Origin of the sequence: Acidovorax delafieldii 2AN, from assembly GCF_000175235.1 — a bacterium.
Classification (GTDB): Bacteria; Pseudomonadota; Gammaproteobacteria; order Burkholderiales; family Burkholderiaceae_C; genus Acidovorax; species Acidovorax delafieldii_B.
On the sequence record NZ_ACQT01000006.1, the window covers coordinates 1 to 14,410 of the forward strand.

9 protein-coding genes and 2 pseudogenes are annotated in these 14,410 nt (G+C 59.9%); 8 read left to right on the plus strand and 3 right to left on the minus strand.

Going from position 1 to position 14,410, the window contains the following annotated elements:
- Positions 1–123: 123 nt before the first annotated feature.
- Positions 124–582 carry a hypothetical protein gene (locus ACDELDRAFT_RS02145; protein WP_040327788.1) on the plus strand — a complete coding sequence of 153 codons (459 nt, stop codon included), beginning with the start codon at positions 124–126 and terminating at the stop codon, positions 580–582.
- 126 nt (positions 583–708) lie between these two features.
- On the opposite strand, the pseudogene ACDELDRAFT_RS02150 reads toward ACDELDRAFT_RS02145, so the two are convergent.
- A pseudogene (locus tag ACDELDRAFT_RS02150) lies at positions 709–1,344 on the minus strand (ATP-binding protein); the annotation flags it as partial.
- Between the two features lie 127 nt (positions 1,345–1,471).
- On the opposite strand from ACDELDRAFT_RS02150, the gene ACDELDRAFT_RS02155 reads away from it, so the two are divergent.
- The 4 genes from ACDELDRAFT_RS02155 to ACDELDRAFT_RS02170 are packed head-to-tail and all read left to right on the plus strand — an operon-like array spanning position 1,472 to position 8,565.
- A complete protein-coding gene (locus ACDELDRAFT_RS02155; RefSeq protein ID WP_005793108.1) occupies positions 1,472–2,914 on the plus strand; it encodes a Wadjet anti-phage system protein JetA family protein in 1,443 nt (480 codons plus the stop codon).
- Positions 2,915–2,921: 7 nt separating this feature from the next.
- The gene (locus ACDELDRAFT_RS02160) at positions 2,922–3,611 is read left to right on the plus strand and encodes a DUF4194 domain-containing protein (protein ID WP_005793109.1); all 690 of its coding nucleotides are present in this window, start codon (positions 2,922–2,924) and stop codon (positions 3,609–3,611) included.
- On the plus strand, positions 3,608–7,312 hold the full coding sequence (locus ACDELDRAFT_RS02165) for an ATP-binding protein (protein WP_005793110.1): 3,705 nt from the start codon (positions 3,608–3,610) through the stop codon (positions 7,310–7,312). The genes ACDELDRAFT_RS02160 and ACDELDRAFT_RS02165 overlap by 4 nt, the downstream gene beginning before the upstream one ends.
- Positions 7,294–8,565: a hypothetical protein gene (locus tag ACDELDRAFT_RS02170; RefSeq protein WP_005793111.1), complete on the plus strand. Its 1,272-nt coding sequence runs from the start codon at positions 7,294–7,296 to the stop codon at positions 8,563–8,565. The genes ACDELDRAFT_RS02165 and ACDELDRAFT_RS02170 overlap by 19 nt, the downstream gene beginning before the upstream one ends.
- Before the next feature lie 203 nt (positions 8,566–8,768).
- On the opposite strand, the pseudogene ACDELDRAFT_RS02175 reads toward ACDELDRAFT_RS02170, so the two are convergent.
- A pseudogene (locus ACDELDRAFT_RS02175) lies at positions 8,769–9,257 on the minus strand (IS30 family transposase); the annotation flags it as partial.
- A 72-nt stretch (positions 9,258–9,329) separates the two neighbouring features.
- Between ACDELDRAFT_RS02175 and ACDELDRAFT_RS24900 the strand changes: the two are divergent.
- Positions 9,330–9,677 (plus strand): hypothetical protein, encoded by a 348-nt coding sequence (locus ACDELDRAFT_RS24900; RefSeq protein ID WP_040327791.1) that lies wholly within the window; start codon positions 9,330–9,332, stop codon positions 9,675–9,677.
- Positions 9,678–10,152: 475 nt separating this feature from the next.
- Here the strand turns inward: ACDELDRAFT_RS24900 and ACDELDRAFT_RS02185 are convergent, their stop codons facing one another.
- Entirely contained in the window at positions 10,153–11,091 is a 939-nt protein-coding gene (locus ACDELDRAFT_RS02185) for an integrase domain-containing protein (protein WP_005793113.1), read from the minus strand.
- 1,484 nt (positions 11,092–12,575) lie between these two features.
- Here ACDELDRAFT_RS02185 and ACDELDRAFT_RS02190 point away from each other — a divergent pair.
- Positions 12,576–12,947, plus strand: a complete 372-nt coding sequence (locus ACDELDRAFT_RS02190; protein ID WP_005793114.1) for a DUF2304 domain-containing protein — start codon at positions 12,576–12,578, stop codon at positions 12,945–12,947.
- Complete coding sequence (locus ACDELDRAFT_RS02195) at positions 12,944–14,410, plus strand: mannose-1-phosphate guanylyltransferase/mannose-6-phosphate isomerase (RefSeq protein ID WP_081470065.1); 1,467 nt, start codon at positions 12,944–12,946, stop codon at positions 14,408–14,410. Before ACDELDRAFT_RS02190 ends, ACDELDRAFT_RS02195 begins: the two co-directional genes overlap by 4 nt.

Sequence of the window (14,410 nt, forward strand, 5' to 3'; positions counted from 1 at the left end):
CTAACAGGCTGCTGAAATACTGCCCGAGGACTCGAAAAATGACAACTTTGAAGGAACCCCACCCCTTGTCAGACCAAAAAAATTGCTTGTAGCCCGTTCTGAGCGGTCGATGATCTTGGCCGCATGCGGACAAGCCAGTATTTCAGCACCCTGCTAAGGCCCTATCAGCAGTACCTTTTCGAGACAGGAAATTCTTTTCTCGCTTTGGGTCGGTTGGCATTTGGCGGCTTGCTTCAGCCCGACATGCAAAACCGCTTCCCTCTCACCTGGTCGGATCGAGCGGCCAAAGTTGATCGCATTAAGCCTTGGACGGCTAACCTACCAACGCCGCTCAGTGAAGGAGGCGTGGGCACATCGAACTTCGACGCTGCGAAAGGCAGGTTTGCAGTTGAGCAGGAAGGTGCCCGCTGTCCAGCGTGCACTTGGCGGGACATCGAATTGACGGCTGCGCTCGGTCTTATGAACGGCAGGACTGCGGTCACGGCCTGGATCGTTGATACCTCGATCGAATGGGATCACCAACTGTTCCGAGGTTTCCTGCGTATTTCGGTCAACGTGACCGACCATTTCGATCCATCGTGACCGACGTGCCGAGGGCTGAAGTCGGCGTCATTTCGGCAACGTGACCACGCGTTTCGGTGATCGTGACCGCCATGCTGATGGCGGTGCTGCGCAGAGGTCAGAGTTTAGGGGTATCGAGGTGGTTGATCAGGTCATCGGCTGCGCCTCCTCCTGGGCTGTCTTTGTTGGCTTGGCGGCGGCCCGTGCGGTCTTGCCCGTGCGACGAGATTCACCCTCCAGGTTGAAGCGCCGGCAGCTTTGCATCAACCGGTCAAGGATGGCGTCGGCGATGGTGGCGTCGCCCAGCCAGGCGTGCCAGTGCTCGATTGGAAGTTGGTGCGTGATGATCGTCGCGCGGTGGCCCACCCGGTCATCAATGACCTCCAGCAGGTCACCCCGGGTGACGCTGTCCATCGGACCCGTTCCCCAATCGTCCAGGATCAACACATCGACCTTGGCAAGCTGTTCGAGCCAACGTCGGAAGGTGCCAGCGCCGTGCAGGATGCGAAGCTCCTCGGCCAGACGCGGCACCCGCAGATACAGCGCCGAGTGCCCCTGGCGACATGCGAACTGGGCCAACGCGCAGGCCAGCCACGTCTTGCCCAGCCCCGTGGCACCGGAGAAGGTGAGCGTCTCGCCCCGCTCGATCCAGGTCGACAGAGCGACACCCATCAGGGCGGATCTATCGATGCCGCGCACGCCCTGGAAGCTGGCGTCCTCCAGCGTGGCAGTGGCGTACTTCAACTGGGCACGCTGCAGCAGCCGAGCCCGCTTGCGGTCGCCTCGGGCATAGTGCGCCCTGCGCTAAACTGGACTCTATAAATCGTGGGGGGTTCGGTGCGGGTTTGTTCAAGATTTCTGCGTCGGCATCAAGAAAGCGTGTCTGGAAGGAGGGCACCTTGGAGGATGAATGCAATTCTTCATCCCCCCGCGTGAGCATTTCTTTCGTCCGCTGACGCATGACAATCGCGAGTTGTGCGCATTGGTGCTTCGGAAACTCCACGAGCGAGTGCATGGCGCCAACGCCGACTACGCCGAAGTACTTAACCGCGAGTTGGTACTCGAAGTAATTCTTCATGTGTTAGCAGACCCTGCGCTGCGGACCATGGTTTTTGAGAATGAGCGGGTGATTGGCGCCGAGGAAGAGCGTAGTTATGCCAGTGATCTTTTGCGCAAGCTTAAAGAGCATGGATGGCTTGAAGACTACCGTGACCCTATCGACCTACGGCCCACCCTCAAGCTCAGTCGCGCAGGCAAGGCCTTCAGCGAAACCTTCGCCGACCTAGACGACTCGCGCGCCAAGACCCGCCAGCGCAACATGCGCTCGGCCCGCAAGGCATTGGCTGCCTTCATCGCCACCCGGGACGCTGACGAACTGCTGGACGCCCACGAGTTCGCCAGCCGCGTGGTGCAGGACCTGCAGGACGATATTGAGTACTTCCGCCACTTGATCCAGAGCCTGACGCGCGAGGCCCTGGCGCAGAAGGTCGCCTGGAACGAGTTCAATGATTTCATCGAGAAGCGCTTCGCGCGCGAGTACGCCGTGCGCCTGGTGGCCGACTCGGCCGAACGCCATCGCGGCCAGATCAACGAAGCATTGGAAGATGTGCGCGCGCTCGACGGCGAGCAACGCGCCGGCTTAGATGCCCACCTGCTGCAGCGTGCACCTTGGCTGGAACAGATGGCGCAGGGCCGCAGCCCGATGCTGTGGCTCGCTGACCGCATCGAGAGTATGGTCGATGCTGCCTGCGGCCTGAAGCTGCCCATGCTGCGCTCGGAGATGAACAACTACGTGCGCCGATTCACCAGCCTGCTGCGGCAAGCGCTGTCCCTGGACTACGGTGCCGAGTCCCCGCTGGGCCGCACCATGGCCTGGCTGAAGGAGCAGCCAGGGCCCGCCCGTGAAGGGCTGCTCGACGTTTTGGCCCGGCGCCTGGCCACTGCCGAGATCCGTCTTCCCGGCGGCGTGCTGCGTTGGACAGTGCGTGATCGTGAATCAGAGGCCGTAGCGCAGGCACCGCTGGTCGTGGACGAAGCCAGCCGCCTGAATGCGCTGCTGCGCAGAGCTGAAGCCGAGGCTTTCGCCTTCAGCGATCAGCAGGTGCTGCAAGGCCTCTTGCCTCACCTACAGGGTGGCCCCATCACGCTGGCGGCATTGCCAGTCGACACCGCCGAGGACGCAGTGCGCGTGTTGCATGCCGTGGGCGCGGCGCGTTCCGCAGAAGGGCGTCGCCTGATACAGGCCCGCAAGATGGCAGGACAGGTGAGCACGACTTACTTCCAAGCCGACGACTACGAGTTGCGCGTCGAACCGCAAGATGAGATGGACGTGACATCCAGCAGGAGGCACTGAACACACCATGCTGCAATCTCTGGCTCAGTACATCGAACAGAGGCTGGCGACCGAAGGCGCTGCCAACGTCAAGCCCGCACGCTTCGCCGAATTGGCCGGGCGGCTGCTGGCCAGCGGTGTGGTGTGGCGCGAGCATTCCCGCCCCGAGGCCGCACTGTACGACGACGCCATCCAATGCGAACAGTTGCTGCGTGAATGGTTCGCCTGCATCGGCTTCGTGCTGGTCCACGACAGCGATGCCCGCCTGCTGCGGCTGTACCCACCCGGCGAAGGCGGGGGTGACGACGAGGAAGACGGGGTGCGCCGCCTGCGCGCCCGACTTTCGCGTGATTTCGTGGCTGCCGTAATCGCCCTGCGTTTTCTCTACACCGAGGCGCTCACCGGACGTCGCTCACTGGTGGACGAACGCCTGGCTATCAGCTTAGAGGAGCTTTCACAAGCGGTGGTGTCGCTGTTGGCGCACAAGCTACCCAATGCGGCCAGCGAGCGCATGGTTCTGTTGCGCGAACTGCGTAAACACCGTGTGCTGCATTTCGTCGAGGGCGACGATGCCGGCGACATGCAGATGGGCCTGGCCGTGCTGCGGCCGGTGATGAGCTTCGTCAGCGACGAGGCACTGGAAGAGGCATTGCGGATTATGGGCCGCCAGACTCCCCCTGCGCCCGCCGTCAGATCAGCCACCGAGGACCGCGCATGAAGATCGCCAAGCTGCTTACCTGGCATTGGGGTTCGCTGGAAGACCGTGAATGGCCCTTCGCTGACGCCGTTCTGTTGACGGGCGAATCGGGTTCGGGCAAGTCCACGCTGCTCGATGCCATCCAGACCGTGCTGACGGCCGCGCACCAGCACGTGGTGCAGTTCAACATTGGCCAGGACGAATCCACGCAGAGTCGGCGTGGCGGCAAGGAGCCACGCACATTGGCCGCCTACGCCCTCGGGCAGCAGGCCGACGGTGTGTTCCTTCGCACCCGCTCGACCAGCTACGCCGGTATCGTTTTCGAAGCTTCCGAACAGGCAGGCGAGCAGGCCGAGCCTTTCACCGCATTGGTGGGCGTGGAAGCTTTCGTGGACGGCCGGCGCGCCGTCCTCCAGGGCACACCCCAATTCTTCATCGTGCGCCGGGCACTGTCGCTGGACTATCTGGCACGCCGGGCGGGCGAGGTGCTCACCGCCTCGCCACTGCCGTTGAAGGAACTGTACGTGCAACTCCAGCACCGCCTGCAGGCCCATGCCGGCAAAGCTGCCGCGGTGGTGCAACGTTTTCCCGACAAGGGCGGCTACCTGCAGCATCTCTATGGCGCGTTGATGGGCAAGACGGCGGTAGGCGAACACGATGCCACGCGCGCAGCCAAGTCACTTGTCAAGGCCATGGCCTACAAGGAACTGGGCAATGTCAACGACTTGGTGCGCGACGAGATCCTGGAACCGCATGATTTCAGCAAAGACCTCGACAAAATGCGTGAGCTGATGCGTTCCATCGCCAGCCTCAAGCTTGAGGCTGAGCGCCTGGCGTTGAATCTGGAGAGGCTCGACACTGCGCAGTCCAGTGCGGACCAGGTCATTGATGAGGCAAGGCGATTCGTCACCACCACCATCGCCCATGCACTGCGCACGCGCAGCGAGGCACGGGATGAACTGACCTCGGTGCAGCGCCAGATCGCCACGCAGGACAGGAAGCAGGCACAGCTGCAAGAGAAACTGGATTCCCTGGAGGCGCAGGAAAAGCAGTTGCGCGGGCAGTTGAGCTTGGTCGAGCAGAAGCTGGCCGGCAGCGATGTGGCGCAAAGAAAGGCCGCACTCGATGACGAAGTACGCCAGCAAGCTGATCAATTCCGCCTGCACTGGGGCCGCGTGCAAGAAGCCGCGCGCGGCATCGGCGCGATGGCCGCGCAACTCAAGCAACTGTTGGCGTTGGATCTGTCGGCCGTCCCGGATCTGGCTTCTGCGGTCGCTGCCCTGCAGCCCGCCGCGTGGCGGGTACTTCAGCCCTGGCCAGCGATGGCTGACACCTACGCGCGCCATGCGGCGCTGGATGTGGTGCTGCCCGCCTTCGAACTGGAAGCCTTCGACGCACAACTGGCCTCCCTACGCCAGGGTATCCACGATGGCGACGCCTCGGTGCAAGGCGCGGTGCTCCAGGCGCTTACCGATGTGGGCGTGCAGTTGAAAGAACTGGGGGAAGAATCCGAGCAACGCGACGCCGAACTGCGCCGTCTGCAGGCCGGCCGAGCGCAGGGGCCGAAGGATGCACATGACGCAGTGGCACTGATCGAGCGTGAGCTTCCCTCGGCCCATCCTCACCTGCTGGCGCAATTGGTGGAGCCACGCCCTGGCACCCGCTGGCAGAACGCCATCGAAGGCTATATGGGAGGTGACCGCTTTGCCATCATCGTGGAAGCTGGGATGGAGGCGCGCTGCACCCGGCTGGTCAAGCAGCATTACCGCGTTCGCTCACCCAAAGTCGTGCAGGGTCGCAAGGCGATGGAGGACACCGAGGGTCGCCAACTGGAGGCCCGGGCTGTGCTGCACGAACTGGTCTGTCAGCACCCTGTGGCCCATGCCTTCCTGCTGGCGCAGTATGGCCGCGTGCGCAAGGTCGAGAGCGAGGAGGAACTGGCGCGGACCTCGCAGGGACTGATGGAGCAGGGCCTGGGCAGCCGGGGCTATGGCATGTTCGCCTGCTATGAGCCGGACGAGAAACTTAGCTTTGGTGAAGCTGCCCGCCAGCGACGCCGACAGTGGTGTGAACAGGAGCTGGTGCGGCTGGTGAAGGAAACGCGCGCCATGGAGGCGCTGCGCCGTTCATTGCAAACCATCACCCGCCTGTTCAACGGCCCTGTGTTCACGCCATTGACGCCGTTAGTGCTCGCCGTACTGGAAAGCCAAGCCCAGCACGCTCATGCCGAGCAGGCGCTCAAGGCGCTGGACTTGTCTGCCATCGATACGCTACTGGCCGAGCAGAAAGACCTCATCGGGCGCATCGATGGAGTGCGGGCGCAGCACAGCGATGAAAAAGAGCAGATGGGCGCCATGAAACTGGCCTTGGGAGGATTGCACAGGCGTGAGGCCGATTTGGAAGTCCGCCTGCCTGATCTCGACATCGCCTGCACCAACGCCACGGTCTGGGCCTCGCGCTTCGCGGGTGCCGTGCCCACCCTGGCTACCGAGCCTCAATTGCTGGGCGAGGCCCAGGCACTAGCGGCCGAGCCAGAAACCAGCTTAGACGCGCTGCGCCACCGTGTACAGAGCCTGCGCGAAGGTCTGCCCCGCACACTGCGCGAACTGGCCCAGGCCGTGGGCACCTACTTGTCCGGCGCGCGAGATGACAGCGAGCGCTTCGCCTGGATCGACCCGCCCCGCAATGTCGATCGCCTGGAAGAACTGCTTCCTCTGGTCGAACGCACCCGCGCCGCTATTGCCGGACAGGCCCAGCGCCAGCGCGCCATCGGCCTTGCGGACAACGCACGCGCCCTGCGCGAGGCAGAAGGTCAGTTCAACCACGTTTTCACCAGCAGCTTCTGCTTCAAGGTGCGCGACGATGTCAAGCAAGGTGCGTTGACACTACAGCGCCTCAATCGCCATCTGCAAGACATCCGCTTCGGCAGCGATACCTTCAGGCTGGAATGGGACTGGGTGCCGCGCTTGCAGAAAGTGCAGGACTTCTTCGAGGCGGTGGAAAGCGCGGTCGAAGGGCTGGAGCATGACCGCGGCTCCATCTTCACCTCCCCGCGACTCACCGATGAGCAGCGTGCTACAGCGGAAGAGATTCGTCGCCTGCTGCTGGCCAATGACCAGGGTGCCAGCGAACGCGCGTTGCGCGAACTGGCCGACTACCGCAACTACCGGCGCTACGACATCCTGCGCACCAGCCTGGTGGGTACCACGCGGTTGTCCACCTGGGGCACAGGCTCGGGCGGCGAACTGGAAACGCCGTTCTACGTGGTGCGCTCGGCCGTGCTGGCCCATGCGCTCGGGCACTTCGGCCGCGACCGCCGCGAGGCACCCGCCTTGCGGCTGATGCTCAGCGACGAGGCATTCTCCAAGATGGACGAAACGCGTTCGCGCAACGTGCTGCAGTTCCTGTCGCAGACACTGGGGCTGCAACTCATCGTGGCCATGCCCACGTCCAAATCGGGCGCGGTTAAACCCGAGTTCGACAAGGAGTTCACTTTCTCCAAGGTGATGGCACGACGCGATGGTCAAGAACTGTTTATCAGCGAAGCGCAGGAAAAAACGCTCAACCGCCCGGCCCTGGCCCGGCTGTGGGGTGCCCACGCCGAGCGGGCCCGCGAGGCCGCACGTGCTCAATGGATTGAGCAACAGGGCCAAGAACAGATCCCAGCTCCGACGGCCGAAGATGCCCGCGCGAGCCTGGATGAATGCAGGCCCTCGCCCTGATCATGGTCACGCCCGAATCATCCTCGCTGCCCGATCCGCCTTCGCCGCATCCCTTCCTGCTGCGCTTGGCCCGGTTGCTGCTCGCCAAGGCTGAGCGCAGCACGGCCCAGGGGCCGGTGCGCCTGCCGCTGGACCGCAAAGCTGCGCCAGATTTGCACGATGCGATGGATGCCGACCAGATCCAGTTGCTGCGGATGCAACTCGATGACCTGTGTGCCACGGGCTGGGTCGCCTTGCTGCTGGAAGCGCCTCGCGCATTCGCCAGCTTCAGCGACCGCAAGCCCCGGCTGGAGCTGTGCGATTTCGACGCCCTGGCGGCGTGGGCCGGATATACCCCACAGGCCCAACGCTGGCGCCAGCAATGGCGCGCGCACTTGGCCGCACACTGGGCGGCGAATCCGCTGGAGGCACCTGCCGATCCGGCCGCCGTGCTCGACCACCTTGCCCGTAGCCCATTGGTCCCTGTGGAAGGATTACCTGTAGAAGAGGCCACCCGGAGCCTCGCCACCTTGACCAACTTGTGCCGGTCAGGCCGAACTATGGCCCTCCGTGAGGCCTCAGCGCGCGTCTTTCAAGGACGCTCCAAGGTGTTGGACCATCGAGAGGAACTACTGAAACTATTGGGTGCGACTTCAGGCCAATTCTTCGAGGCGCCAATCCAGTTGCTGCTGGCGCCGCCCAGTCCAGGGCTTGCGTGCGGCGATGGACGGTTCCCTGCTTTCAAGGATGTGCTGTTTATTGAGAACTTGGTCACTTTTGAGAACATGGCCGACGCACGCGCTTCCGCCTGGGCGAGTAGCCTGTTGGTTTACGCGGCAGGTTTTAGGGGTAGCGCGCGAAGGCTACGTTCACGCATTGGCTGCCGTCTGTATTTGCGAGATCCTGCATGTACGGAGATGCTGCCAGCAATCTGCTCTTGGTTGTTTGACCTCCCGGGGGACTGTCGAGAGAACTCGCAGACAGTGCCTGTGTATTTTTTTGGCGACCTAGATCATTCCGGTATGCAGATACTTGCCAGCCTTCGAGGGGTATTTCCCCAGGCTGGTGCTTGGCGCCCCGGATATGCCCAATTGGCTGGATTGCTGGCCAGCGGCCAGGGGCACTCGCCTGAAATGGCGGCTAAGGCTCAGCAAGCGGACCCCGAACGCACTGGATGCTCGTATGCGGACGGAGACCTACTTCCGTTATTGCGAAGACTAGGGCGCTTTGTCGACCAAGAAGCTTTCGATTGCGCTGAAGACCTTGACAGCTGAACGATAAATTTGAAGCCCACAGTGAGTCTTAAGTGAGGTGAGCCGGGTGGTCGGGCATGACACTCTTGGCTAGGTATTTCACTAAAGTAAAGCGGCGCTAAATCCTCACCGACGAAAGTAGAGTGACGCAGCTGCCTAAGCAGCAATGGCGCATTTTTCTGGAAATCCTTATAAATCAAAGACTTATTGCTGACGAGTTTCTAAGGTTCGTTGGCGTTCCGCAACTGCGGAATGCTGCGCGGCAGCCGCTTGTTGTGGGCGTGGCGCAGGGTGGCGATCAGCTCCTTGCGCAACTCGCCCACGGGCATGGCATAGATGCAGTTGTAGATGGTCTCGTGTGACACGCGGTATTCATGGCCGGAGTGATACAAGCGTGCCAGTGTCAGGGCAATCTGCTCGGGCGACCAGCGCAGCCGCAGCAGATGAACAACCAGAGCCCACAGGATCGAATCGGGGTGCAGCTTGATCGCTGGCCTGCCGCAACGCCTGCGCTGCAGGGACTGGCTCTGGGCATGTGCGTTGCCATAGCCAGAGGAGCAGTCATTGCGTTGCAGTTCCCGGCTGATTGTCGCCGGTGAGCGGTGCAGTTGCCGGGCGATTGCTCGGTTGCTGTGGTTCTGCTGTTTCAGGCTGGCAATGGTGACGCGGTCTTCAGGCTGGAGTTGGTGATAGTGCGAGGAGGCGGTTGGCATCTGCGGACCTTACAGGTTGGCAGATGTTGCACTTCACTTTTGAATCCGCCCAGCATTCCGACGCAGCAGGCCTTGGCAAAGCTCAACGAGTTCGAAGGAAAGACTCAGAACGCACAGCAGAAACTTGATTTCGAGCTGGCGCAGAAGCGTGTTGAACAAAACAAAGCAGCAGAAGAGCAGTTTATAGCACGAAAAACTGCGCCTGTTGGAGCAAAGGATTGGTGTGAGCAAAACGTCAAGTATTTCGATATGGGGATGCAGATTGATGCAACTTACACGTGCAATACCTATGGCGTAGTCGATGAGGTTATCTTGCGCAATGAAGGGTGGGCGATTATAAGCAAGCAATCACGCAAGGTGGGTTACTCACCACAATTACTCACCATGTACGACATTGCAATTGAGAAAGTCCCACATTGATTCTGGCGGGGGACCAGCGCTCTCACTGGCACAATTTTTTGAACCGGTTCTCATTGAGTATCACGAACTGGTTTATCGCTGCTTTCCTGTTGTTGGCTGCCCGATGTGCGAGTTTCGCAAGCGTTAATCAGGCCCGAAACGATTTCTCCCGCCTTAAGAGGGGCGGCTCTTCCCGTCAGTTGCTCTGCAGGATCGCGCGGACGGGGAGGCTCCCCTGGCTTTCCCCAAAGTCGCCAAAGCTCCCGGATTGCTCGCCAATAATCCATTTGAGTCGCCCAAGAAAGTCGTTTTTTCCCCCTCTGGTGCTTCCAAAAACTGATGACTGTAACGAGCCCTACTTGACCTGCGGTGCGGGCTCCACAGGATTCTGCGTGGGCTGCAAATACCTGCATCATTCTGCGCTGTCGCGCTCTATATTTTTTGCACCCCTTGCTAGCCCAGGCGTGTGTGGCCTGCTCTACTTTCTTACGCAACGTCATCGCCGCCCTCCAATATATTCCGCTACGACCTCGACGCGGTTGTGGCCCAGTTCCTTGGAGATCTCTTTTCGGGCGTCCAAATCTTTGCTCTTATCAGCGATTACGCCGCTCGCCGCGGGCGCCGCGTGCCCCGTCTTCTCTTGGTAGCGCTGGCACGCGTATGCCGAGCGCAGGTCGTGCAGGCCACCTGTGGTGTGTTGCCGCACCAAGTCCCGCGCTTCGCGCAACTCTTTGGAGCGCCACTTCTGCCATGATTGGTCAATAGGAATCATCGATCTGTCCCTGCCCTGAGCTTGGGCGGCGCGCTGCAGCGCCTGCACTTGCTCCTGCGAGGCGATGGGCACCTCACGTCTGCGCCCGCCCTTTGTCCCGCTGGTGATGGTTACGCTCTCTTTTTCTCGGGCTTGTGTCAGTGCTGCGCGTGCGTCGAGTAGGGATGCTTCCTTACTGCGCAACCCCAATTCGCGCGCCAACTCCACCACAGCAGCCACACGGTCCCCCAACTTAACGCGCACGGCCTCGACGGCGCTGGCACAAGCCGCGCGGTCAAGCGCCCCGGGCGCGTCTTGGCGGACGGCGCAGCGTTGAGGGATATTGCAGTCCTTCGTCGGAGAAACTGATTGCCATTTTCTCTGAGTGGCAATTGACATTACTGAATTCACGGCCGAAATATAAACTTGTGCGGTGGCGGCCGATAAATCTCTTGTATTTACCTTCTGGGCTAGCTCGCGGCCATATTTTTTAACTAACTCGCGGGTGACGTCTTCCATTTTTTTAACGCCATTAGCTTTGGCCCAAATTGTGAAAGAATGCCATCTGTGGTGATTGGTTCCCGCGGTAGAAAAGGAAACGCTGCGATTTTTGACGGCGTCGTTGAGTGCAAATTTGCCGGCAATACCCATGTCGCGAGAGCCTAATCCAAAGTTTCGAGTCATATTTCCTCCTTTTTTGGTTGCATTCTTAAAAGCAATGAGAGATTGATTTTAAGAATGCACACTGGGAAGTGTGCAGATTGGTTTAGGCTCTATTTCATATGGGCCTAAGTTGCCATATTCTGGCTCAGAAAATAAGTTTGGTACAGTTTTCTGCGCCTCTCCCGGACCTTGAGATGGTAAATGTTATGCACAGGTCGTTTACCCGGCGGAAAATGGGAGACACCAGTTTTGCGCGGTGGTGTAGCGCTTTGACGCTAATAATTAAATAGCTAATTGCAATGCAGGGTGCTTTCTCGTGCTGGGGGTCAATCCATATAGCAAAACGGCCTCGCGCCGCCTGCAAGCAGTCCTAAAAAGCGTGCATTGATGTCATCTGCAGCCCGATTGGCCGCTATGTACTTTTTTGCGATCGCAGATGTCAAGCAACTCATGCAAATGCTGATGCAAGAGCTCTTGTTGCGTTGAGTAAGAAAGATCCTTGAGCAGTGCCCATGTGATTAAAATTGCTGACGCAATTCGCCTCGAGCTCAATCACGAGTCAATTTGTAATATTCATTACGGCAACTAAGCCGTGGCACTTGGCAAGCAAGTGCGCTATTCAGATGCGTGCAGCAAACGCGAAATGCTGCAGCTATTTCAAGATGCTGGTTTTATAAGCTAGCATCTAATTTTAAAAAGCGTCCTAATATAGGAATGCTTTAAGTGGCTAAAAGCCACTATTACTTTAATGTTGACGGGTTCAAATAGAACACGGCGAAGCACTGGGCCCGCTACTAATTATTTATTAATCGCATCAGCGTCTGCGATGGAACCGTCAGCATTACGCACAACGTGTTTTGCACATCTTACTACAAAAATGCAACAGGAAGCAAATCAGAAGTGATGTTGCGCGGAGGCGACAAGTAGATGACTCCCATCCAGAAGGGGCCAGGGTCAGGTTCTCTAGGGAAACCCGCAAAACATACATCCTTCTTTGGTAGATCTCGGCAGGAGCCGCACATGGCATGACGCAAAGCAGCCATGGCTGGGAGCATCGAGAGAACCGCGCAAGCGGGAGTTGGTGGGAGCTTGTGGTTCCCGGGGCGGCACTGATCGAACTCATTGCCCCGTACTGCCCTGGAGGCAAGAATGGCCGCCCACCCGCGAATGCCGTCAGGGTCCGCCGGACCCACATCCTGCACCGACAGGCCGCATGTAAGACAGCAAACTCTTCAGACCTTCGCCCCGATGAGTCTTCTTCTCCTGGAGACGCCCAAGCAAGGCCGTCCCTGAAGTTCGCTGGCGATCAGCAGTCTTGGTAAGTCCGGGTTATACAATCGCAGCCAATTCAGACGCCCAGGGTGCTATTTAAGACCCCCCAGGGCACTTTCTGCGCACCAGCGCACCAGCGCATCAGCGACCGCGTGGTTTGCTATCCGGGCGTACCGAAGGCCGGTGGCGGCCCCCTTGCTCGCCATACCAACACAGAAAGAGTGGAGTGCCCGATGGCATCGTTGCAAATCACTACCGCGCTTTTGGGGATTGGCCTTGCCGCACTGATCCTATATCTAATACGCCGGGATCACCTGTATCTGATGCATGGCTTGTTCTGGGTGGTGGTGGCTGCCGCAGCAGCCATATTGGGTGCATGGCCTGGCTTGATTGACCGACTGGCCTCATGGACTGGGTTCAGCTACCCGCCGGCCCTACTGCTGCTGCTGGCCTGCATGGTCCTGATCATCAAGGCCCTGCACACCGACATGGTCAACACCCGTATCGAGCGCGACGTGCGCCGCATGAATCAACGCTTGGCCTTGCTGGAAGCAGACCTCGACACCGTTCGCTTGGCCCATCCTTCTGATTCCGACATCTCGTGACTGCCCCTTTGCTCCCCGTCATTTTGTGTGGCGGCTCAGGTACGCGCCTGTGGCCGCTCTCACGAGAAAGCTACCCAAAGCAGTTTTTGGCGTTGACGGGGGGGCAAACCATGCTGCAGCAAACGGCCACGCGCTTGCATGGTCTGCACTCTACTATCCCGCAGGCACCCGCTCCGCTTTTGGTGTGCAACGAAGAACATCGTTTTCTGGTGGCCAGCCAGTTGATGGATGCGGGAGTGTCCGGTGCGACTATTCTTTTAGAACCCGCCGCGCGCAACACCGCGCCCGCGCTTACCATTGCGGCGCTGCACGCATGCGCGGGTAGGGAAGACCCTGTCATGCTTGCCATGCCGGCCGACCATGTGATTGCTGATCTAGCAGCTTTCCAATACGCGGTGCAAACCGCCTATGAGGTCGCGCGTCAAGGGAATGTGGTCACCTTTGGAGTGGTAGGCAGCTATCCCGAAACCGGCTATGGCTACATCCGTTATTGTCCAGCGCAGGCGCAGAGCGTGCATTTGGTGGAGGGCTTTACCGAGAAACCCGATGCTGAGCGCGCCCGACAGTATCTGGCGGATGGCAACTACCTATGGAACAGCGGCCTTTTCATGCTGCGCGCCAGTACGTGGCTGCAAGCCATGACCCATTGTCGTCCCGACATGCTGCACGCCTGCGAGGCTGCGATGCAGGCCGCCCGCCATGACCTTGACTTCATACGCCCCGATGCGGCGGCTTTTAACTCAAGCCCTTCGGACTCCATCGATTACGCGGTGATAGAGAAGCTGCCCGCCCACCCCGAATGGGGTTTGAAGCTCTGTGTGGTACCCATGCAGGCAGGCTGGTCTGATGTAGGCGCGTGGGACGCCGTTTGGAAAGTGAGCGAACAGGACGCCTGCGGTAATGCGGTGGTGGGTGATTTGGTGCTGCATCAAAGCTGTACCGACTCTCTGCTCGTGTCCAGCAGTCGCTTGGTTGCTGGCGTGGGGTTACAGAACCTCATTGTGGTCGAAACGCCCGACGCTGTCCTGGTAGTTGACAAGCGCTGTACCCAAGACATCAAACAAATGGTGGCAAGCCTTGCACGTACTAGCCATTCGTTGGCCCACACGCACCGCAAGGTTTGCCGCCCCTGGGGATGGTACGACTGCGTTGATAGAGGTGACCGATTTCAGGTCAAGCGCATTGTGGTCAATCCTGGCGCCAGCTTGAGCTTGCAGATGCACCAACACCGCGCAGAGCACTGGGTGGTGGTCAAGGGGGTGGCTGAAGTCACTCACGGTGATCGCTGCTTTTTGCTTCACGAGAACGAATCGACCTATATACCCGTAGGACACGCTCACCGGCTGCGCAACTCAGGTGGCGAGCCGTTGGAGATCATCGAAATCCAATCAGGTGCCTATTTAGGGGAGGACGATATTGTGCGCCTGGATGATGTGTACGGCCGGACCGAGAAGGTGCAATGA